At 59.3% G+C, this 22,086-nt stretch carries 20 protein-coding genes; 8 read left to right on the top strand and 12 right to left on the bottom strand.

What is annotated here, in order from left to right; all coding sequences use genetic code 11:
- Positions 1-10 precede the first annotated feature (10 nt).
- The gene (locus tag IRY30_RS07155; RefSeq protein ID WP_194556748.1) at positions 11-973 is read left to right on the top strand and encodes a 2-dehydropantoate 2-reductase; all 963 of its coding nucleotides are present in this window, start codon (positions 11-13) and stop codon (positions 971-973) included.
- Positions 974-990: 17 nt separating this feature from the next.
- On the opposite strand, the gene hchA is transcribed toward IRY30_RS07155, so the two are convergent.
- Positions 991-1,851 carry a glyoxalase III HchA gene (gene hchA / locus IRY30_RS07150; protein ID WP_194556747.1) on the bottom strand — a complete coding sequence of 287 codons (861 nt, stop codon included), beginning with the start codon at positions 1,849-1,851 and terminating at the stop codon, positions 991-993.
- Positions 1,852-2,137: 286 nt separating this feature from the next.
- A complete protein-coding gene (gene glnA / locus IRY30_RS07145; protein ID WP_194556746.1) occupies positions 2,138-3,574 on the bottom strand; it encodes a type I glutamate--ammonia ligase in 1,437 nt (478 codons plus the stop codon).
- Positions 3,575-3,958: 384 nt separating this feature from the next.
- Between glnA and IRY30_RS07140 the strand changes: the two genes are divergently transcribed.
- Entirely contained in the window at positions 3,959-4,435 is a 477-nt protein-coding gene (locus IRY30_RS07140; RefSeq protein ID WP_194556745.1) for an RDD family protein, read from the top strand.
- A 13-nt stretch (positions 4,436-4,448) separates the two neighbouring features.
- Here IRY30_RS07140 and IRY30_RS07135 read toward each other — a convergent pair whose 3' ends face one another.
- From IRY30_RS07135 to sucB, 5 genes are all read right to left on the bottom strand, one after another.
- Positions 4,449-5,051 (bottom strand): LysE family translocator, encoded by a 603-nt coding sequence (locus IRY30_RS07135; protein ID WP_288814342.1) that lies wholly within the window; start codon positions 5,049-5,051, stop codon positions 4,449-4,451.
- Between the two features lie 56 nt (positions 5,052-5,107).
- Entirely contained in the window at positions 5,108-5,878 is a 771-nt protein-coding gene (locus IRY30_RS07130) for a DUF4191 domain-containing protein (RefSeq protein WP_194556743.1), read from the bottom strand.
- Positions 5,879-5,967: 89 nt separating this feature from the next.
- A complete protein-coding gene (gene lipA / locus IRY30_RS07125) occupies positions 5,968-7,011 on the bottom strand; it encodes a lipoyl synthase (RefSeq protein ID WP_194556742.1) in 1,044 nt (347 codons plus the stop codon).
- Positions 7,012-7,058: 47 nt separating this feature from the next.
- The gene (gene lipB / locus IRY30_RS07120; protein ID WP_194556741.1) at positions 7,059-7,751 is read right to left on the bottom strand and encodes a lipoyl(octanoyl) transferase LipB; all 693 of its coding nucleotides are present in this window, start codon (positions 7,749-7,751) and stop codon (positions 7,059-7,061) included.
- Positions 7,752-7,834: 83 nt separating this feature from the next.
- Positions 7,835-10,186, bottom strand: coding sequence for a 2-oxoglutarate dehydrogenase, E2 component, dihydrolipoamide succinyltransferase (sucB, locus tag IRY30_RS07115; protein ID WP_194556740.1), 2,352 nt, complete (start codon positions 10,184-10,186; stop codon positions 7,835-7,837).
- Positions 10,187-10,405: 219 nt separating this feature from the next.
- Between sucB and IRY30_RS07110 the strand changes: the two genes are divergently transcribed.
- On the top strand, positions 10,406-10,813 hold the full coding sequence (locus IRY30_RS07110; protein ID WP_194556739.1) for an oxidoreductase: 408 nt from the start codon (positions 10,406-10,408) through the stop codon (positions 10,811-10,813).
- Positions 10,814-10,832: 19 nt separating this feature from the next.
- Here IRY30_RS07110 and IRY30_RS07105 read toward each other — a convergent pair whose 3' ends face one another.
- Positions 10,833-12,419, bottom strand: a complete 1,587-nt coding sequence (locus IRY30_RS07105; protein ID WP_194556738.1) for a leucyl aminopeptidase — start codon at positions 12,417-12,419, stop codon at positions 10,833-10,835.
- A 96-nt stretch (positions 12,420-12,515) separates the two neighbouring features.
- On the opposite strand from IRY30_RS07105, the gene IRY30_RS07100 reads away from it, so the two are divergent.
- The gene (locus IRY30_RS07100) at positions 12,516-13,634 is read left to right on the top strand and encodes a branched-chain amino acid aminotransferase (protein ID WP_194556737.1); all 1,119 of its coding nucleotides are present in this window, start codon (positions 12,516-12,518) and stop codon (positions 13,632-13,634) included.
- 8 nt (positions 13,635-13,642) lie between these two features.
- On the opposite strand, the gene IRY30_RS07095 is transcribed toward IRY30_RS07100, so the two are convergent.
- Positions 13,643-14,683 (bottom strand): nicotinate-nucleotide--dimethylbenzimidazole phosphoribosyltransferase, encoded by a 1,041-nt coding sequence (locus IRY30_RS07095; protein ID WP_194556736.1) that lies wholly within the window; start codon positions 14,681-14,683, stop codon positions 13,643-13,645.
- 19 nt (positions 14,684-14,702) lie between these two features.
- A complete protein-coding gene (locus IRY30_RS07090) occupies positions 14,703-15,452 on the bottom strand; it encodes a DUF3043 domain-containing protein (RefSeq protein WP_288814203.1) in 750 nt (249 codons plus the stop codon).
- Between the two features lie 102 nt (positions 15,453-15,554).
- Between IRY30_RS07090 and IRY30_RS07085 the strand changes: the two genes are divergently transcribed.
- A complete protein-coding gene (locus IRY30_RS07085; RefSeq protein ID WP_194556735.1) occupies positions 15,555-15,899 on the top strand; it encodes a HesB/IscA family protein in 345 nt (114 codons plus the stop codon).
- A 181-nt stretch (positions 15,900-16,080) separates the two neighbouring features.
- Here IRY30_RS07085 and asnB read toward each other — a convergent pair whose 3' ends face one another.
- Entirely contained in the window at positions 16,081-18,018 is a 1,938-nt protein-coding gene (asnB, locus tag IRY30_RS07080; protein WP_194556734.1) for an asparagine synthase (glutamine-hydrolyzing), read from the bottom strand.
- Between the two features lie 265 nt (positions 18,019-18,283).
- Between asnB and ctaC the strand changes: the two genes are divergently transcribed.
- Both ctaC and ctaF read left to right on the top strand, forming a co-directional pair.
- The gene (gene ctaC / locus IRY30_RS07075; protein ID WP_194556733.1) at positions 18,284-19,384 is read left to right on the top strand and encodes an aa3-type cytochrome oxidase subunit II; all 1,101 of its coding nucleotides are present in this window, start codon (positions 18,284-18,286) and stop codon (positions 19,382-19,384) included.
- 20 nt (positions 19,385-19,404) lie between these two features.
- Positions 19,405-19,836, top strand: a complete 432-nt coding sequence (gene ctaF, locus IRY30_RS07070) for an aa3-type cytochrome oxidase subunit IV (protein ID WP_194556732.1) — start codon at positions 19,405-19,407, stop codon at positions 19,834-19,836.
- Positions 19,837-19,945: 109 nt separating this feature from the next.
- Here the strand turns inward: ctaF and trpD are convergent, their stop codons facing one another.
- A complete protein-coding gene (gene trpD, locus IRY30_RS07065) occupies positions 19,946-21,043 on the bottom strand; it encodes an anthranilate phosphoribosyltransferase (protein ID WP_194556731.1) in 1,098 nt (365 codons plus the stop codon).
- A gap of 367 nt (positions 21,044-21,410) precedes the next feature.
- Here trpD and ctaE point away from each other — a divergent pair, with 367 nt between their 5' ends.
- Positions 21,411-22,022 carry an aa3-type cytochrome oxidase subunit III gene (ctaE, locus tag IRY30_RS07060; RefSeq protein ID WP_194556730.1) on the top strand — a complete coding sequence of 204 codons (612 nt, stop codon included), beginning with the start codon at positions 21,411-21,413 and terminating at the stop codon, positions 22,020-22,022.
- The last annotated feature ends 64 nt before the right edge of the window (positions 22,023-22,086 follow it).

The raw sequence follows: 22,086 nt of genomic DNA, 5'->3' as shown, positions 1-22,086 counted from the left end.
GCTCGGAACCATGAAGATTGGATTCCTTGGCGCAGGTGCAGTGGGCGGCTACTTCGGTGGCCTGATGGCAAAAGCGGGGCAGGATGTGGGGTTCGTGGCCCGTGGCGAAACATTGGAGACGTTGCGTTCCACGGGGTTGACGCTGATTGATCCCGAAGACAACACCTCCACCATCCCCGTGACTTCTGCGGAAAACTTCTCCGAGCTACGAGAAAAACTGGGCGGCTTGGACGTGGTAATCGTGGCCACGAAGGCGCTGCCGGGCAATGAGACCTTCCCGGATGTGGAGGGCGTGCCGGTGGTCACCACGCACAACTCCGTAGAAATTCCCTACCTCGCGGCGGAGAACTTTGGCCAAGACAACCTGATCCCCGGGGTGATTCGCGGTTACCTCACGCACGTGGGACCAGCGAAGATCAAGTTGAACCCTGGGCCACTGAGCCTGAACGTGGGGACGTTCGCGGGTGGCGATGCATCTGCTGAGGGAGGCACCCAGGCAGCACACGCTGAGAGGATCGCCCGCGAACTCAACGAGCGCCTGCACGCAGCGGATATCGGCGGCAAGTACCTGGATGACATTTTCGTGGACGTGTGGAGCAAAGCACTCTTCGTCACCACCACGGGTGAGCTCGGAGCGCTGGCCAACCAACCCCTTGGCTACCTGCGTACCGAGCTGCGTGGGTCACTGGAGAAGCTCATGCGCGAGGTAGAGGCCGTGGCTCGCGGCAACAACGTGGCGCTGCCGGAGAACATCGTGGACAAGACGCTCGGCTTCGTGGATAAACAGATCCCCGAGGCCACCAGTTCCATGCAACGGGACATCACCGCCGGTAAGCCCAATGAGCTCGATGCCCAGGTGGGAGCAATCAGGCGGATGGGTGAGCGCGCTGGCGTCGAAACACCACTCCATGACCTGGTGTACGGTGCGCTCCAAGCCCGCCTCGCTGCCGCTCCTGCTGACAACGAGGACTAGCCGCCGCCAACTAGCTGCTACTTGCCGAACTTCTCCAACAAAGCCAGCGCGGAATCCTTTCCCAGCTGGTGCGCAGCCAGTGGGCTGTCACCCGTGAGCAGGTTGCGATCGCGCGTGGTGGCCCCGGTCATGTGGTCGTTCTTGATGACCACACCTGCCTCCTTCAGCGTCTCACCCAACTTCCACGGCATCTCGCCAGGAAGATAACCGATCTCGAGGTTTGCACCGAAGTCCAAGGAATCGGGGAACGCGACGATCTCATAACCTGCAAAGGGATTCTCTTCCGAGTTGGTGCCCGCAGCTAGCAGCGCAGCTGGCCCGTGGCACAGCGTGATAACTAAACGGTCGTTGTCCATAAAGTATCGGAGCGCCTCGCCGACCTCCGTGCTGAAGGGGACGGAGTTCATCGCCCCATGGCCACCTGGGATGAAGATAGCTGCGTAGTCATCGAGGCCATCTGCCAGCACCGCAGAAAGCTTCTGAGGGCTCCGGAAGGCTTCCTCGGTCTGCTTCCACGTGGTGGCGACAGCCTCATCCTTGTCTGGGTAGGCCCACCATTCGAACTTGCCCGGATTTCCGGAAACGGTTGCCACGTCAATGCCATACCCTGCCTGCTGCATGTGGTGGATGGGCAGCAGAGTTTCCACTGGGTGGTTGCCGGTGGAGAAGAACTTTCCGTTCTTCATCTCCATGTAGCGCTCGTCGGTAGCAATGACGAGAACCTTCCAACGATCACCCTGATACTTCTGATCAGTCGCCAGGCCATCGAAGTCAGTTTTCTCTGCTGTGTATTGGGACAAAGAATAGGGGGAGGGGAAGAATGCGTTGGCTTCGGCTGGGTCGGCCGCGGGCTGGCGGTTTTCTGTATTTTCTGTCATCACTGGCCTCTCATATGTGTTCAATATTGATCCTGTTTTGTGCGTCGCAGTGCTTTGCACGGCCGCATCCACCGTAACGCTGTGCGTACGGGATTTATTGCACCAGTGTGCATGCCGGTTTTGCGGACCAACAGGGCAGTGGTGAAAAGCTGAGGTGACACGTGGATTGTGGCAGAAACCAAGCATGACAAAAGGCCAGCGGAAACATTATTTCCACTGGCCTTGAGTATGTCCCTAGCCAGCCACCGCGAGGGCGCGAGCTAGGGGTGAAGCAGCTGCTAAGCGATTAGCAGTCGTAGTACATTTCGAACTCCTGCGGGGTTGGGCGCAGGCGGTTCGGGGAGATCTCAGCATCGTACTTGTAACCGATGTAGGCATCGATCAGGTCATCGGTGAACACGCCACCCTCGGTGAGGAACTCGTTGTCCTCTTCCAGAGCCTTGAGGGAAGCCTCCAGGCTGGTTGGAGCCTGTGGGATGGACTTAGCTTCCTCAGGAGGCAGCTCGTAGAGGTCCTTGTCCACTGGAGCGTGTGGCTCGATGCGGTTCTTGATGCCGTCCAGACCGGCCAGCATCATCGCAGCGAAGCCGAAGTATGGGTTGCCGGATGGGTCCGGAGCGCGGAACTCGAGGCGCTTGGCCTTCGGGTTGGATCCGGTGATTGGGATACGCACGGCAGCGGAGCGGTTGCGCTGGGAGTACACGAGGTTGATTGGAGCCTCGAAGCCCGGCACCAGGCGGTGGTAGGAGTTCAGGGTTGGGTTGGTGAATGCCAACACTGCGCCTGCGTGTTCCAGGATGCCGCCGATGTAGTAGCGAGCCATGTCGGAGAGTCCGGCGTAGCCGTTCTCGTCGTGAAACAGTGGCTTGCCGTCCTTCCACAGGGACTGGTGGGCGTGCATGCCGGAGCCGTTGTCGCCAGCCAGTGGCTTTGGCATGAAGGTGGCGGATACGCCGTTCTGCCATGCGGTGTTCTTGATGATGTACTTGAAGGACTGCAGGTCATCAGCTGCGTGCAGCAGCGTATTGAACTTGTAGTTGATCTCCTGCTGGCCGCCGGTGCCCACCTCGTGGTGTGCGCGCTCTAGGTCAAAGCCAGCTTCAGACAGGTTGCGGCACATTTCGTCGCGCAGGTCCTGGTAGTGGTCGTATGGAGCGGTAGGGAAGTAGCCACCCTTTGGACGGGTCTTGTAGCCCAGGTTTGGGGTGCCGTCGAGGTCGGTCTCAGCACCGCGGTTCCACCAGCCCTCTTCGGAGTCAACCTCGTAGAAGGCCTGGTTCATCTCGGTGGAGTAGCGCACGTTGTTGAAGAGGTAGAACTCTGCCTCTGCACCGAAGAAGCAGGTGTCTGCGATTCCGGTGGAGTTCAGGTACTGCTCTGCCTTGCGGGCAACGTTGCGTGGGTCGCGGGAGAATGGCTCGCGGGTGAAGGGGTCGTGAACGAAGAACTTCATGTTCAGCGTCTTGGCCTTGCGGAATGGATCGATTTTCGCGGTAGCCAAGTCCGGCAGCAGGTTCATGTCGGACTCTTCGATGGAGGTGAATCCACGGATGGAGGAGCCGTCGAATGCCATGCCGTCTGCGATCGCATCTTCGTCGAACGCGTGAGCAGCGATGGTGAAGTGCTGCTCCTGACCTGGGACATCGGTGAATCGAATGTCGACGAACTCGACATCGTTGTCCTTGATGTACTTGACAACTTCTTCAGGAGTGTTGAATGACACTATCTTTTATCCGTTCCTTGCAGTGGGAATCTTTGCTACGAGTCGAACCTTGTACAGATCTAACAGAACTGCGAAAACTTCAGTGACGCGATTATCTTAAGTGTAACGACCTTAAGTTTCTCTGCGGTCAACCTTATGTTTCGTGCCCGTTAATTTCTCGTCTGGAAATCACTGGCTGTTCTGGGCCAACTCTCGGCCACATTCTGAGGCGCGCGCACCACTGAATGGCCGCGCGCCGCAGAACATTACGTACAAGCCTATAAGTTTTTCTTGCGTGCGGGTAGAAAGTGGGTGCACTCACCCCTCTTTCTTTTATTTTTCGACGCCACCTCGCGAGCCCAAAATTATGCTCTCCCGCCCGCAACTATTAATCTCGGATACATCATGGAACAAAAGCGCTCTTGGCTGGAAGGCCCGCAGGTACCGGGCGAGAATGAGGATCCGCGGAACCTCTCTGCATACCCCGGGGAGAACTGGGGACTGCCGCAGGCTGGTCCAGGCTCACTGGCCTCGCTGGGTCGACGCATGGGTGCACTGCTGATCGATTGGCTGCTCTGCTACGCGATGGCGTTTTTCATCACGCAGACCACCCCGATGCTGGGCGATAATGCCACGGTGACCGCGATTCTCTTCCTCTTGCTGCGCACCATCTCTATCTGGTTGTTCGCGCAGACCCCTGGCCACGCTGTGGTGGGAGTCGGGGTGGCTCGCCTGGATGACCCCACCCAGCGGGTTGGCTTGTGGCGAGCTGCATTCCGCACCGTGCTCACGTTCTTCCTCTTCCCGCCGGTGATTCAGGATACGGATGGCCGCGGTATGCATGATCGCGCCACCGGCACTGCAGTTATTCACACGCGCTAGGCAAGATTGCGGTTTAGCTGGGTAGTACCGCAGAGGTACCCATCACCAGCAGAGTGATGCCCGCGATGGTGAAGAACACTCCCGCCACCAGGTCAATGTACAGGCTGATGCCCAACAGCTTCCGGCGCATGCGCGCGGTGGATACCGTGAGGCCAATGGTCAGGAAGATCAACAGGGATTCACCCACCACTAGCCCGACCACCAGCAGCACCACCCACCACGGAGCTCCCACCGGCAGCAAAGGTGCGAGGATGGAGCTGAAGTACAGCAGCACCTTGGGGTTGGAGAGATTGGTGAAAAATCCCTGACCGAAGGCCTTCCAGGCAGAGCCCATGGTGCCTTCGAGGTCGATATCCGGAGGGGGTCCGAGGTGGCGTCGGGAAAGAAATTCACGCAGCAGTGACTGTGCCATGAACAGCAACCACAGTGCGCCCAGGATCTGCACCCAGCCCAGTAACCACGGGAAGCGGGCCAGCAGCGCGGTGGCTCCCAGGGCCGTGAGCAGTACCCAGCCGGTCAGGCAGAGATGTTCTCCGGCGATAGCGGCAAGCGTGTGACGGCGGGAACGCGCGGCTAGGCGGAGCACCAAGAAAAGATCTGGCCCAGGCGTGAGAATCCCTCCTGCATTGAGAAGCAGGAGGGTTCCGATTACTTGCCAGGACAGGGCTGGTCCTACTTACCGCGCTCGGCGGCGCGGCGCGCCCGACGGTTCATGCCCGCCATCTGCTGGCCACCCTTGGGCAGTGGGCCCTTGGGGATAGCGTTGGCTGGGCTGTTGAGGCGAGAGATGGAGGCGATGCGGTGCTCCAGAGGCTCTACCTCGTTCTTCTTGAGCTGACGGGGGAGCTTCATCAAGTGGTTTTGTAGCTTCTTGATGGGAACCTGGCCATCGTCCTCGCCCACGATCACATCGTGGATCGGGGTCTGGCCCACAATCCGGGCCAGCTTCTTGCGCTCCTGAGCCATCATGGGCTTCAAGCGGTGTGGCTTGCCCTCGCCGACCAGCACCACGCCAGGGGTGCCCACCACGCGGTGGACTGCATCCATGTGGGAGTTGGTGGCCACGCCGGTCTGGGTGAGCCACTTCATGCCCACGCCATCGCGCAGGTTGCTCAGTGCCCAGGCACCAGCACCGGCTTCACCCTCAATCTGCTCGTACACCCCGGCCTGCAGACGACGGGTGAACACGATCATTGCCAGCGCAGCACCAACGATGATGCCCGTGATGAGGTTGAGCCACCACCAGCCGAAAACGAGCGAGAGCAGCAGCAGGAGGATGACCGGCACCAAGAAGGCCAGCAGCATGTACGGGACAAGCTTCTTGTCCTTCTTGCGCTGCAAATTGAACGCTTGCCACATCTGCGAACGGGTCTGCTTGCCCTTAGCTCGCTTAGCGGCCCGCTCGGCCTTCTTGTTTTCTTTCTCACGGATGTCCTTCGCCATGTCCCTAACAATAGGCCATGGGCAAGACAGTAGAAAAAGCCAGGGCGTTCGCGCGCGCCCTGGCTAGTTCTTAAAGAAGTGGGAAAGGCTTAACGAGCAGCCACTGGGGTTTCCTGGGACTCGCCGTACTTCTCCAGCAGGGCGGATGCTTCCTGGGACGTGGTGCCCTCCAGAGTCGCTGCCAGGTGGGAGAGGTTTTCTGGGATTTGCTCGCCACGGGCCTGCTTGGCCTGCGCGTAGAGACGACCCGCGCGGTACGAAGAACGCACCAACGGGCCGGACATGACAGCGTTGATTCCAGCCTCATACGCAGCCTCGGAATGCTTGAGGAACTCCTCAGGCTTGACCCAACGCTCGATGGGGTGGTGCATGGCCGTGGGGCGGAGGTACTGCGTGATGGTGAGGATATCCGTGCCGGCAGCAGCCAGATCAGCAATGGTGCTGCGAACTTCCTCAGGGGTCTCGCCCATGCCCAGGATCAGGTTGGACTTGGTGACCAGGCCATAATCGTGAGCCGCCTGGATGACCTCCAGGGAACGCTCATAGCGGAACGCGGGACGGATGCGCTTGAAGATGCGGGGAACGGTCTCCAAGTTGTGGGCAAACACTTCCGGCTGAGAATCAAAGACGATCTTCAGCAGGTCTGGCTTGTTGGAGAAGTCGGGGGTGAGGTTCTCCACACCGGTGCGGGGGTTGAGCTCGTGAATCTTGCGCACAACCTCGGCGTACAGCCACGCGCCTTCATCATCCAGGTCATCGCGGGTCACACCGGTGATGGTGGCGTAGTTCAAGCCCATTTCAGAGATGGATTCCGCCACGCGACGTGGCTCATCCATATCCAGTGGGCTCGGACGGCCGGACTTGATCTGGCAGAAGTCACAGCGACGCGAACACGTATCTCCACCGATGAGGAACGACGCTTCGCGATCCTCCCAACATTCGTGGATGTTCGGGCAACCCGCTTCCTGGCAGACCGTATGCAGTCCAGCCCCGGAAACCCGGTTCTTCATATCGCGGTACTCAGGCCCCATCTTCGCAGTGGTGCGAATCCACCGAGGTTTTGCCTCGATCGGGGTCTGAGAGTTCTTAGCTTCGATGCGAAGCATACGACGTCCATCAGCACTCACACTCATGCGCACCACCCTACGCCGTCGCCGAGTCAGATGAACAGCCGGGATTGCTAGGTGAGTGTCAAGTCACCATTGAGGGCATTGATGATGTTCGTCTCCAGGCATTTTTCCACCTCTTCGACGCCAACATCCCTCCCCAGCTCCAGGCTTAGGGAAGTAACTCCCGCATCCGCAATGCCACACGGGACGATTGATTCATAGGCGGCAAAGGAGTTATTGCAGTTGAGGGAGACACCATGCATGGTCACGCCACGGGTGATGCGAATGCCAATCGCCGCGATCTTGCGCGCGGGCTTGAGCTCACCGCCCACCACTCCGGAGGGGAGCCACACGCCCGAGCGACCCTCCACCCGGCCTACGCCCGTCAGTCCCACGTCCAGGCAGGTCTGGATGAGTGCCTGCTCCATGCGTCGAACAAAATCCACCACATCCACCGGATCTGCCAGCTGGATGAGGGGGTAGGCCACCAACTGACCCGGCCCGTGCCACGTGATGCGGCCACCGCGATCCACGTCCACCACGGGCAGGCCGTTGGTGGGGCGATCGGAAGGCTCGGTGCGCTTGCCCGCGGTGTAGGTGGAGGGATGTTGGAGGATCAGGAGAGTGTCCGGGATCTCCCCATTGGCGCGCTTCGTGGCGAGTTCGGCCTGCGTATGCCACGTTTCGGTGTAATCGACCTCGCCGAGGTAAGAAACGTCAATGCCCTCCGCGGATTTGCGGATACTACCGTGCTGAAAACCCATGCACTTGATAGTACTCGCGCCCCGCGGAGGGCAATTACGATGTTGCGGTTCGCTCAAGGAAGACCCTTGAGCGAGGGGAGAGCTTAGAGCTCCAGATCTGCCTCGAAGTCCGCCTTCTCCAAGCGGTCCTTCACGGTAGAGAGGAAGCGACCGGCATCTGCACCGTCGATGACCTGGTGATCGTAGGTCATTGGCAGCATCACCATGTGGCGGATGGCGATGGCAGCAGCGCCATCTTCCGTCAGCACGATTGGACGCTGGACGATGAGGCCCGTGCCAACCATTGCGGCCTGTGGTGGAAGCAGGATTGGGGTATCCGTGAGCGCACCTTCAGAACCGATGTTGGTGATGGTGAACGTGCCACCGGAGAGATCATTTGGCTTGAGCTTCTTGTTGCGGGCGCGATCAGCAATATCGACGATTGCCTTGGCCAGCTCCGGCAGGCTCAGATCCTGTGCATTGTGGATGACAGGGGAGAGCAGGCCGGCCTCGGTGTCCACCGCGATGCCCAGGTTGACCTGACCGTGGTAGGTCATCTCCTTGCGCTCCGCGTTGTAGGAAGCGTTGATGTTTGGATGATCAACCAGCGCCTCGACCATAGCCTTCGCGAAGAATGGCAGGTAGGTGAGCTTCACACCGTGCTTGTCCAGGAAAGCATCCTTGGACTTGCTGCGCAGCTCTGCGATGCGGGTGACATCCACCTCATGCACCTGGGTGAGCTGAGCAGTGGTGCGCAGGGACTCCAGGGTCTTGGACGCGGTGATCTCACGGATGCGGTTCACGCGCTGGGTGGTTCCGCGTAGCTCAGCCTTGGATGCATCCACCCGGTGGGTGGAGTTGCGGGAGGCAGGAGCCTCTTCATGAGTGCTGGTTTCCGCGGTGGTTTCACCGGAAGCAGCGGCGATAACATCCTGCTTGCGGATGCGGTTGCCCACGCCCGTGCCCTTGAGCTTGGAGAGATCCACGCCGTGCTTATCGGCGAGCTTGCGCACCAATGGGGTGACATAAGGCAGGGAATCTTCGCCTGGCTTGTTCTCGGAAGAGGAGCCCTCCGAAGACTTGCCGGAAGAAGACTGCTTAGAAGAAGACTTGGACTCGGACTTCTCAGACCCGGACTCCTCGGACTTCTTCTTCGCAGCTTCGGCGTCCTTGGCATCCTCTTCCTTGGACTGAGTGTTCTTGTCCTTGGACTTGGTGGCCTCTTCGGCGTCCTGAGCGTCGGATTCGGCCTTAGCTTCTGCTTCGGCTTCTTCCTTGGCTGCGGACTTTTCGCCCTTGTCCTCAGACTTGTCTTCCTTCTTTTCCTTCTTCTCAGAGGAATCAGAAGAGCTGGACTTCTTGGCGGATCCATCGCCGATGCGAGCGATTACTTCGCCCACGTCCACAGTGTCGTCTTCTTCGGCCAGGATTTCCACGAGGGTTCCGGCAACTGGGGAAGGGATCTCGGTGTCAACCTTGTCGGTGGAGACCTCGAGGAGTGGCTCGTCTACCTCGACCTTGTCGCCTGGCTTCTTGAGCCACTGGGTGATGGTGCCTTCGGTGACGGACTCACCGAGTTCTGGCATGACCACGTCTTCGGACTCGCCGGAGCCCTCAGAATCGGAGCTGTCAGAAGCAGAATCAGCGGAGTCAGACTCATCAGACTTGGTGGCTTCTTCGGCGTCCTGAGACTCGGATTCTGCCTTAGCTTCTTCTTCAGCTTCCTTCTTGGCTGCGGAATCTTCGCCCTTGTCCGCAGACTTCTTTTCCTTCTTCTCAGAGGAGTCAGAGGAGCTGGACTTCTTGGCGGATCCATCGCCGATGCGAGCGATTACTTCGCCCACGTCCACAGTGTCGTCTTCTTCGGCCAGGATTTCCACGAGGGTTCCGGCAACTGGGGAAGGGATCTCGGTGTCAACCTTGTCGGTGGAGACCTCGAGGAGTGGCTCGTCTACCTCGACCTTGTCACCTGGCTTCTTGAGCCACTGGGTGATGGTGCCCTCGGTGACGGACTCACCGAGTTCTGGCATGACCACGTCTTCGGACTCGCCGGAGCCCTCAGAATCGGAGCTTGCAGAATCCTCGGACTCGGACTCATCCTCGTCAGACTCATCTGCGGATTCTTCTTCGTCCTCGTCGGCAGCGGAAGACTTCTCTTCAGCAGCGTCTTCGGAGTCATCGGAATCGTCTGCGCCATCGGAATCGGAAGAAGCTTCATCCTCATCACCGATCTTGGCGATGACGGCGCCCACGTCTACCGTGTCATCCTCATCAGCAATGATCTCGAGGAGCACACCGGCTACTGGAGAAGGGATTTCGGTATCGACCTTGTCGGTGGAAACCTCCAGCAAAGGTTCATCGACCTCGACCTTGTCGCCAACCTTCTTCAGCCACTGAGTCACAGTGCCTTCAGTTACGGACTCGCCCAGTTCAGGCATTTCGACGGAATGCGCCATGGTGTTGCAGCTCCTCTAGCAAAACAAAAATCAGCTGTGGTCGTATCTGGTTGAAATACTACATAAGTGTACGCCCGCATCTTTTACGATTCAGGGCGGGAGAGCTTTTATTTAGCGGGCGATTGGGGCGCGGTTGGCGTCGAACAAAAAGATTTTTGCGGGGAGCAGCAACAATGCGCCTTTCGAGGCCCAACATCCCACTGCATTAGACTCAACGCTGTGTTTAACCTTTTTGGCCGATCCAAGCGAAGCAACCTCCAGCCACCACGCGCGCCCGGAAACACGGTGCGCGCGAAAGACCTGCGCTACCTCCAGCAATGGGCGTCGCAGCGCAGTGGGGTGGAGGGATTTGTGGAGCCGGAAACCGTGGTCAATGAAATGTCCGTGGTGTTTGTGGATGCGTCGGGGGAATGGACGCGACGGAAAATTGGCGGGCCGCAGGGCATCGATGTGGTGCACAAGCAAACCGGAGTTCCGCTGTATTTTGCCGAGGAGACCGGGTACCCCCAACGCATGCGGGATCGGATTGAGAAGGACCGGATCATCCGGGAGAGGTTGAAACAACGCGAACGCCGCGCCCGGCTCGAAGAAGAGCGGGCACGGCGTGGGGAAGATTCGGGAAGCTAAGCCTCGGGGGCTATGAGATTTAAGCCTCGGGGGCGGCGGGCTTGCCTTCCTTGGCGAGTGCCTCAACCACAGCAATGATCGTGCGCACTGGCACGCCCGTGGCGCGCTTCGGGGTGTAACCATAAGGCGCGCCCGTGTTGTACGCAGGGCCGGCGATGTCCATGTGCACCCACTGCACCCCATCGGACACAAAGTGGGAGAGGTAATGCCCGGCCACGGACATCCCACCCCAACGAGACTCAGAGATGTTGCGAAGATCCGCGACATCGCTCTTGATGGCATCATCCAATTCGCGGGGTAGCGGCATAGGCCAGCCATTTTCGCCTACTGATTGGCTCAGCACAGTCACCTTGTCGCGGAAAGCGGCGGATCCCATGATGCCCGGGGTGCGGTTGCCCAGAGCCACCATCTGCGCACCAGTGAGCGTGGCGGTTTCGATGAGGTAATCCGGCTCATCCTCGCAGGCGCGGGCGATGGCATCGGCCAGGATCAAGCGGCCTTCCGCATCCGTGTTGAGAACCTCGGTGGTGAGGCCGCCGTAGTGACGGAGGATATCCCCGGGGCGGATAGCCGTGGCAGAAGGCATGTTTTCCGCAATGGGGATGGTGGCGGTGATCTTGGCCTTGACCTGCAGCTTGGAAGCGGCGATGAGGGCCGCGATGACAGCAGCGGAGCCACCCATATCCATGATCATGTCCCACATCTTGGCGCCCGGCTTCAGGGAGATACCGCCGGTATCGAAGGTCACGCCCTTACCCACCAGGGCGATTTCTGGGAGATCAGAAGATTCAGAAGTCTTAGAAGACCCAGCAGGGGAGTAGGTCACGCGCACCAAGCGGGGAGGATTCTGGGAACCCTGACCCACGCCGACGATTCCCCCGAAGCCCTGCTCGCGGAGCTCATTCTCATCCAGGACCTCCACCTCCAGACCAGCCTCGGTGGAAGCATCCCGGATGATCTCGGCATAAGCCTGCGGGTAGAGGTCATTGGCAGGCGCGTTCACCAGATCACGGGCAAACGCTACCGCTTCCGCGATGATGTTCACGCGCTCCACCAACTCCGAACTTTCCTCGGTATCCAGCACGATGACCGTGCCGATGGTCTGCTTGGCCTCGGACTTCTGCCCGGAGTAGGCATAAGCACCGAGCGCATGACCCAGCAGCGCAGCTTCGGTATTGAAGATGCTGAGGCTGGAAACAACCGTGTCCGCCTTGCCAATGTGCCGGGAAGCACTGCCCGCTGCCTGGCGCACATCATCATCGGAAAGTTCTTCCACATCACCCAGGCCCACGGCCAGGATCTTGGTGATCTCCGGCTGCGCAGAGTCATCATCACTGCGCAGAATTTCGCCCGGTAGATCGGTCATTTCCCCGGCGCTGCCCTGCGCGCCCACCGAGGTGAGCCACTTCCACAGCTCAATTTCCTGCTGGGAGGTGAGGACAGAAGCGGAACCGCCAGCGAGCTCCAGGCCGTTTTCCCCCTCAAAGACAGGCACCACGAAAGTATCGATCTTCCCCTCCACCTGCTGCCAGCCGCTAGCTACCTGCAGCGTGGGCAAGGTGCCAGTGGAGGCCAGTTGGAAACGTGCGGAGGTGCCTTCAGTCATGAAAATCCCGATCCTTTAGTTCGCGTACTTAATCTTTCAACGTTCTCAAACCCCTAGGCTACATCTCCGAGTTCCGAGGGGAGTAGGGTCTTCACCATGAATACTGTGCCTGCAACCATCGATTCATTCACCGTGGAGCGTTCCGGAAACCCCACGTCTGCCGAGCGTATTGCTGAAATCCTGGAGAATCCAGGCTTCGGTAAGACCTTTACCGATCACATGGTCGTTATCGAGTGGAATGAAGCCGATGGTTGGCACAATGCCCGCGTGCAGCCTTATCAGAACTTCCAGCTGGACCCCGCCACCATGGTGTTTCACTACGGACAGGCCATCTTCGAAGGCATCAAGGCGTACCGCCACCCGGATGACTCCATCCAGACTTTTCGCCCGGATCAGAACTCCCAGCGCCTCCGCAATTCTGCCCAGCGCCTAGCTATGCCCGAGCTTCCCGAGGATCTTTTCCTTGAGTCTCTGCGTCAGCTCGTGGACATTGATAAGGAGTGGGTGCCAGCATCCGGTGGCGAAGAGGCCCTCTACCTGCGCCCCTTCATGATCAGCTCCCAGGTGGGGCTGGGCGTGCATCCGGCCAATACCTATACCTATGCCGTGATCGCCTCCCCAGCCGGCGCGTACTTCTCCGGTGGCATCAATCCCGTGACCGTTTGGCTGTCCGAGGATTACGTGCGCGCAGCTCCCGGTGGCACCGGTGCTGCCAAGTTCGCCGGTAACTACGCGGCTTCCCTGGTGGCGCAGTTACAGGCGGAGAAGGAAGGGTGCGACCAAGTGGTGTGGTTGGACGCGACCGAGCACAAGTACGTGGAGGAGATGGGAGGCATGAACCTGGCCTTCGTGTTCGGTTCTGGTTCCGACGCCACAATCGTTACCCCTGAGCTCTCCGGCTCCCTCCTGCCTGGCGTCACCCGCGCTTCTCTGCTGCAGGTGGCCACTGACTTGGGCATCCCTGTGGAGGAGCGGAAGATCTCCACCCAGGAGTGGGAAGAAAAGGCGAAGTCCGGCGAGCTCACTGAGGTGTTTGCCTGTGGCACCGCAGCCGTGGTGACCCCAGTGGGCACGGTGAAGTCCGAGTCCGGGCAGTTCCAGGTGTCCGAGGGGCGCACCGGTGAAGTAACCATGCGCCTGCGGGAGCACCTCACCGGCATCCAGCGCGGTGCCGTGGAAGATACCCACGGCTGGTTGCACACGCTGGTGAAGTAGTTCCGCTTTTAGCTTTGCGGACTAGCCCCTTCATGACGCAGGGCATCCACGGCGTGCCTGAGCATCGGCAAGGCCAGCAGCGCGCCTAGGCCTTGACCGGTGCCCAGCTGTAGGCCCAGCAGTGGCTCCATGTGCAGCACCTTCAGGGCGGGGGAGATGGCGGGCTCGCTACCCGCGGTGGCCACCTGCCACCAGGCGGAAGCACCGGGGGAGATCAGTTGTGCACACAGCGCGGCGGTGATCGTCCCGAGGCCATCCACCAAGACCGGCGTGCGACGCACTGCGGCCTGCGCCAGGATCCCGGTCATTACAGCTAGATCCGCTCCACCGATGCGCCGCAGAATGAGTAGGGCATCCTGGCGGTCATCCCGCACCCGGAATTGCGCATCGCGGATGATCGCGGTTTTGGTTCTCCACGCGTGGTCATCAATCCCGGAGCCTCGGCCCACAGTTTTGACTGGCTCCAGCCGGCAAACGGTGCCGATGATGGCGGCACACACGGTGGTCAGGCCGCGGCTGGCCTCGCCCAATGTCAGCAGTTGCGTGCCCTCATCTGCGTGTTTATCAGCGATTTCTCGTCCGTAGTTCAGGCAGTCTTCCAGTTGCTCTGAGGTCAGAGCGTCTTCGTGATCCACCTCGCCTGAAGCTGGCCGATCCGCAGAGTTTTCGGTAGAGGTGAGGGGAGAGGTGGCGTCGATAAAAGAAACGGCCACATCCATGCTGCGGGCGGTGGAAACGAGGGGAGAGGAACCGGATTCGATTGCCTCGCGCACATCGGCGGCGAAGCCTGGGGAGAACGTGGAGATGGCCGGTTCGCGCTGCGCGACCCCGTGTTCCGCGCTGACAACCAAGAGGGAAACATTCTCCAAGGAGCGGGGAGGAGTGTGACCCTGGCACGCCGCGATCCACGTGCCGAGGTTTTCCAATCGACCCAGTGCCCTAGGTGGCATGCCGAAACCCTGGGGCAATGCGCTGCGCAGCTCGGCCGCTCGATCACTGGCCGCCTGATCGGGGACGGTGATGGAGGGAAAATCCGGAATCTCACTCATGGCTGAATCCACTCAAGGTCTAGACGGTGTCCCCAATGTTTTTCTGAGGACTTGGGGTGCGCATTCTCCGGATCATAGTCGCGCGGGTGAACGCGTACATTCCCAAACCGAACTTGGAGTGCGGGTTGTTGGGGAAGCGCTCGGCAACCATGCGGTTGATCTTGCGACCCAGCCACAAACCCTCGGCGATCATGATCACGAACACAGCCATCATGATGATGGAAGAGAGGTTGGCCAGCGCCGGGTTGCGCATGCCGAGCAGCAGCACCACGATCACCACGAAGGTCATCGGCAGGAAGAAGTTCATGAGGTAGCGGTGGGAATCCACCCAATCGCGCACGAAGCGCTTTTCTGGGCCCTTGTCGCGATCCATCAGGTAGCTTTCATCGCCAGCCATCATGCGCTGACTAGCCTGACGGCGAGCTCGAGCAGCCTCATCGCGCTCGCGCTGCTTCATGGCCTTGTATTCATCCTTGGACATGGAATTCTTCAATTCCTTACGACGCTTGCGCGCCTCTGCCCCGGATGGTGCCGTGCCATACGCTGGGCGACGAGCACCAACTTCGCGCTCCACCTCATTGCGCTTCGGCGTGGGACGACCCTTCTTCGGAGTGAAAGCCTTGCTCTGCTGAGCCTTCTCATCCACCAGCTGATCCCTCGATGCGTGATCGGTGGTCACGGCATCGGTTTCCTGCTCCTGCAGCAGTTGGCTTGCAGGTACAGCCTTTGCGCTGGCTGGGGCATCGTCTTTTTTCCACGGCTTTTTCACGAACTCAAGGTTAGGTCAAGCGGACAGTGGGAACAAACGGTTGTTCTGGGGTGTTGGGGAGAGTAGTTTGGAAAGTATTAGCAATCATTACTAGGAGGAACCATGACTGCTCCAGAGAAGGCCACCGGTGTGGAGTTGACCCCACAGGCAGCTGAGAAGGCTCGCGCCCTGCTGTCCCAAGAGGGTCGCGATGACTTGGCGCTGCGTATCGCCGTGCAGCCAGGCGGTTGCGCAGGACTGCGCTACCAGCTGTTCTTCGATGACCGCTCGCTCGATGGCGATGTTTCGGATGACTTCGATGGGGTAAAGCTGGTTGTGGATCGCATGTCCACTCCTTACCTCATGGGTGCGAAGATCGATTTCGCGGACACCATCGAGTCCCAGGGATTCACCATCGATAACCCGAACGCGTCCGGCTCTTGTGCTTGTGGAGATTCCTTCTCCTAAGCCCTAGTGCTTAAGAGCTCGGGGTTCAGAAGCCCTAGTGCTCAAGCGTTCACTTAAGAAACGCCCAGCGCGCCACCTGTAAAGGTGGGATACGCTGGGCGTTTTTGTATGTGGTGAAGCCGGGACAGGGGCGGCGTCGACAAGAAAGACGACGCGAACCACCTGCCCGCCTAGACGTTCACTAGAGGCTCACTGGGTAATCGCGCTGGTCGATCTGTGGATCGATGCGCTTTTCCACGAAGATCCCGTGCCAGATCATGAATGCGATGACGGTCCACAGGCGACGGGAATGATCCGGGCCGGAACCGGTGTTCATGGACACGCGGTGCTCGTCGAGCATCTTGAGAACCTCGGCCTTGTTGATGAGGTCATCGGTCTGCGAGGCCTCGATGTTCTCACGAGCCCAGCTGTAAAGCTCATCGCCGGCCAGCCAGTGGCGCATTGGGACGGGGAAGCCCAACTTCTTGCGGTGCAGCACGTGTGCCGGAACGATCCGCTCCATGGCCTTGCGCAGTGCGTACTTGGTGGTGCCGTGGCTGATCTTCAGATCGGTGGGCAGAGATTCGGCGGCCTCGAAAACCACCTTGTCCAGGAATGGCACGCGCAGTTCCAGGGAGTTTGCCATGGTGATCTTGTCAGCCTTGACCAGGATGTCTCCACGCATCCACGTGAACAGATCCAGGTGCTGCATGCGCGCTACCGGATCCATATCGCGGGACTTGGCGTAAATGGGGGCGGTGACCTCGCGGTGATCCCACTCCGGGCGGACGTGGCGCAGCACGCGCTCCAGCTGCTGGTAGTTGAAGGAGCGGGCGTTACCGTAATAGCGATCTTCCAGCGGCATGGTGCCACGTTCCAGCAAGGATTTGCCGCGCATGCCATCGGGAAGTGCCGCGCCCAGCTTGGCCAGCACGCCGTTGATGGGGGAGGGAACCTTCTCGAAAGGCGCGAGGCTCAGCGGCTCCTTATAAATGGTGTAACCGCCGAAGAGCTCATCGGCACCTTCACCGGACAGCACCACCTTCACGTGCTTGCGGGCTTCAGCTGCCACGAAGTACAACGGGACTAAGGAGGGATCGGCCACGGGATCATCGAGGTACCAGATGATCTTCGGCACGGCCGCGGCATATTCCTCGGGGCTGACCACCTTGACGATGTGTTCCGCGCCAATGGCCGCCGCGGATTCCGCTGCCACGTCCACCTCGGAGTAACCCTCGCGCTCAAAGCCGGTGGTGAACGTCAGCAGATCAGGATTGTGGCGCTTGGCCAGGGTGGCGATAGCCGTGGAGTCAATGCCTCCGGAGAGGAAGCTGCCCACTGTCACATCAGCGCGCATGTGCTTAGCCACGGAATCTTCCAGCGCCTCGGCGATCTTTTGGAACACCTTGTCCTCATCACCCGCGGCCACCTTACGCTCGGGGAAGCGAGGCTCGAACCAACGCTCCTGCTTGAGCTCTCCGCCTGGCTTCACGGTGGCGAAACAGCCGGATTCCACGCGACGAATTGCCTTGTGCAGGCTCTCTGGCTCCGGCACGTATTGCAGGTCCGTGTAGTGCGCCAGGGCCCGTACGTCCAGCTCAGTGCTGATTTCCAGCGCGTCGGCCATGGAAAGAATGCACTTCTTTTCCGACGCAAACACCGTGCCAGCAGCACTCGTGGAATAGTACATGGGCTTGATACCGAATTGATCGCGCGCGAGGAACAGCTCTTCCTTCTGGGAATCCCAGATGCCGAAGGCGAACATTCCGCGCAGGTGCTCCACGACTTCCTGACCCCAGTGGTGGAAGCCAACCACGATGGTCTCGCTGTCGCCTTCAGTATTAAAGGTGTAACCGGCGGCCTGCAGCTCTTCGCGCAGTTCCACATAGTTGTAGATCTCGCCATTGAACGCCAGGGAATAGCGTTCCGGCTGATCCGCTGGGCCCCACTGTAAAGGCTGGTGAGAGTGGGCGATATCGATGATGGATAGACGGTTGAAACCGAAAATCACGTTGTTGTCATGCCACGTGCCGCTATCGTCCGGTCCACGGTGGTGCATGCAGGGGAGAGCGTTCTCTACTGCACTGACATATTGGGGGGCCGAAGCATCGGCGGAAATGAATCCAAGCAAACCACACATGGCTGTTGACTCTACGCGCTGGATAAACAGTGGAGCCAGTTGCCACGCGGGAGCAGACCGAGCGAGCGGCCGGGGTAAGGGGGTTCGCGGAGCATCACACCCGAATAGGGAAATGAACCTGTGGGGATAGTGGCAAAGTGCTGCAAATGGTCTAGTGTTTCTGTTTGAACCGGTCTAAAATTTTTCCCAAACCGCGCACTGCAGGTGGGCTGGGATTGACGAGGTTTTAGACCAATTGACGTGTGAATGAGGAAGGCTAACTCGCGTGGAACAGCGAAAAGTGCACGGTATGAACCGCCGCCTGGGCTTGGCTGGCTTGCTGGGAGCAAGCGGTCTGGTTCTATCTGGATGTACGGTCGCTCCGCCGGATAACGGATTCTTTCATGCATTGCGCATGGGCTGGCCTCAGGGAATCACCCCTGAAGCACAGGAACTAGGAAACTTCTGGGTCTGGGTATGGGTTGCCGCATGGATCATCGGCATCATCATGTGGACCTTGATGTTCGTGGTTATCTTCCGTGACTCCGATAAGGCTCGTAAGCGCCGCGGAGATAACGAAGAATTCCCACGACAGACGGGTTACAACGTTCCCCTGGAACTCGCGCTGACCACGCTCCCCGTTCTAATCATCATGGTGCTGTTCTTCTTCAACGTGCCGGTCCAGGACAAGGCCACCGCGTTGGACAAGGATCCAAAGGTCACCGTGGATGTCACCGGTTTCCAGTGGAACTGGAAGTTCGGTTACGGCGAGATCAACAGCGAGCTCATGCCAAACAACCAGAACTACGACGGTGTGGATGAGCAGGCACAGAAACTGGCCGAGGATTCTCAGTACGAGCTGCGCGAAGGCCAGGAAGTTGGCCCAATCCACGGCAAGTCTGCCGAGGACTACAGCTACCTGAACTTCAACAAGATTGAGACCGTTGGCTCCACCGAAGAGATCCCCATCCTGGTGCTCCCTTCCAAGACCGCCATCGAGTTCAACCTCGCGTCCTCTGACGTGGTGCACTCCTTCTGGGTTCCTGAATTCCTCTTCAAGCGAGATGTGTTCCCACACCCAGAGCAGAACCGCTCCGAGCGTCGCTTCCAGGTTGAGGAAATCACCGAAGAAGGTGCCTTCGTGGGTCGCTGTGCAGAAATGTGTGGCACCTACCACGCAATGATGAACTTCGAGGTTCGCGTGGTGTCCCCTGAGGACTTCACCCGCTACATCGACTACCGCCAGAAGCACCCAGAGGCTCCTAACTCCGAGGCACTCGAGGCAATCGGCGTGGATCCATACGCTGTCACCACCAGCCCATTCGTTACCGATCGTCAGGGCACTCGCGATGAGAGCTCCGACATCAACCGTAACTCCCAGAACTAAGCCGGAAAGAGGAAAAAGACATGGCTGCAGGCGCAAAGCTTTTCTATAGTATTGCTACCTTCTTTGGCATCGTCACCACCGTCTACATCATCGCTACGGCTCTGGTGAAGGACTCCGCTAGCTTGCAGGGTCTGGAGTGGGCTGGCGCTACCGGCCTGGTGATGGCCACCCTGCTGGCATTGATGCTCGCGGGATACCTTCACCTCACTGAGGCTAAGAGTGATATCGGCCCTTCCGACTGGGAAGAGGCTGAAATTGAGGATGGAGCTGGCGTGCTCGGTTTCTTCTCCGCTTCCTCCATCTGGCCAGTGATGATGACCGTCGGCGTGATCATCATGGCCTACGGACTGGCATTCTGGCACATCTGGATGGTTCTCTTCGGAGCAGCCGTTCTGGTGTGGGCAACCACCAAAATGAACCTGCAGTACGGTCTGCCACCAGAGAAGCACTAAGCACTAGCTGGGGTCTGAGACCCCAAAGTGTGCACGAAAGAAGCCCTCGCCCCGAATTCTCTCGGGGGAGGGCTTCTTTCGTTTCTCTAATTCGAGAACCGGGCGGTGGTTAGTTCTTCAATAGATCCTCGAGCTTGGCCTGGGCAGCTCCCGATTCCAGAGCTTCGCGGGCCACGCCCACGTACTTCTTCACCGTCTCCTTGAGACCGGCTTCCTCCCACCCGTGGACGGCAGTCAGGGCGGCAGCAGCGTTGATCAAGACGGCATCCTTGATCGCACCGGAAAGCTCATTGGCCATGAGCTTGCGGGTGATGTCCGCGTTGTATGCGGCATCTCCTCCGCGGAGGTCTTCCAGAGGGTAGAAATCCAAGCCAAGTTCACGCGGATTCAGAACCGTCTCGCCCGTGCGACCCTGGGAATCCACCGTCACGACCTCAGTGGGGGCGGAAACAGAGATCTCGTCCATCCCATCCATGGAACGCACCACCAAGACGCGCGAACCCTGGTGGGCAAACGCACCACCGATGATGGGCATCATGTCCCGGAATGCGCAGCCGATCAGGCCGAACTTCGGGGCTGCTGGATTGGTCATGGGGCCCAGTAGATTGAAAATGGTAGAGACCCCAAGCTGGCTACGGACTGGTGCCGCATAACGCATGGCTGGGTGGTAGCTCTTGGCAAAGAGAAACGCGAAGTGGTTCGTTTTGGCGTCGGCAACAACTTCTTCCGGAGACCGCTCAATGTGGTAGCCCAGGCTCTCCAGCATGTCCGCGCCACCGCACTGCGAGGAAGCCTTGCGATTGCCATGCTTGACTACGGGAACTCCGCAGGCGGACACCACGATGCCCGCCATGGTGGAGATGTTCACGGTGTGGTGGCCGTCTCCACCGGTGCCCACGATGTCCACGCAGTTGGGTACCTCGGAGAAATCCACCGGCGTGGCAAAACCGCGCATGGTTTCGGCGGCAGAGGCCAGCTCGGCGGCACTAATGCCCTTGACACGCAAGCCGAAGGCAAAGGCGGCAATCTGGGCCTCGGAGGCATTGCCTTCCATGATCCGCTCCATTGCCCACGCCACCTGAGACTCGCTGAGCTCATCTCGGTTACCCAAGCGGTCCAGAACTCCAGCCCAGGTGAAATAGCTCTGTGGAAGCTGGTCTGCGGCGAGGTGCTTGCCCTGGCTGCTGGAAGTGGCCTGTGCGTGCATGGGGACTCTACTTTCACGGTTGGGGGACGTGCTGGAAAATCAGTGCGTTGTCTCCATCGTATCCGTGCGTTGTAGAGGGCTCGGCAGGGGAGGGGCGGGGCGTGTTCTGTCAGCTGGCTCCCAGATAAGCAGAAGTGCTGCGGAGGGGGTTGGGCCAACGCTATTTCCGCGGCAATTAATGGTTCCCAAGGCGATGACCAGTTGGTTTGCGATGCGTCGGATACGAGGGTGTAAAAGTTCCCGGCAACCCCCTAACGGGGTGGACTGACAGCGAAACCCAAGCATTCACCTGCAGGTTTAGAGAAAGCCTAAAGAAACGCTGGCGGGGGAATCGACTAACGCCGGGGAACAGTCCATACTGATATGCGTGACGAGCGCAGTTGAAAACCCAGGTATGGCAGCACCACAACGTGTTGCGACGCTGAATCGACCCAATATGGTCAGCGTCGGCACGATCGTGTTCCTGTCTCAAGAATTGATGTTTTTCGCTGGCCTGTTCGCGATGTATTTCGTGTCCAAGGCCAACTCTGGAGGCGAGTGGCCTTCACACCCCACTGAGCTGAATGTGCCGTACGCGGCTGGTATCACCGTGATTCTGGTGTCCTCTTCATTCACTGCTCAGTTGGGTGTGTTCGCCGCGGAGAGAGGTGATGTTTTCGCACTTCGCCGGTGGTACGCAGTATCTGCCCTCTTGGGAACGGTCTTCCTGGCTGGACAGGGTTATGAGTACTTCCACCTGGTGGAGCACGGAACCACCATCAGCAGCTCCGTGTACGGATCGGTGTTCTTCATCACCACCGGTTTCCACGGTGCACACGTGTTGGCCGGCGTTTTGGCCTTCGTCGTTATCCTGCTTCGTACCTTCAAGTCGAAGTTCACCCCGGCTCAGGCCACCGCCGCCGTCGTTGTGTCTTACTACTGGCACTTCGTCGACGTAGTGTGGATCGGCCTATGGATCACGATCTACTTCATCCAATAGGCCGTAGTGGCCGTTCAATCATCGGCTCATATACAGCCCATCGCATTCCACTGACGAGTTAATA

The organism is Corynebacterium suicordis DSM 45110, assembly GCF_015351405.1.
GTDB classification, from domain to species: domain Bacteria; phylum Actinomycetota; class Actinomycetes; order Mycobacteriales; family Mycobacteriaceae; genus Corynebacterium; species Corynebacterium suicordis.
The sequence above is the reverse complement of the archived record's forward strand: the minus strand, read 5'-3'. Positions and strand labels throughout refer to the sequence as shown.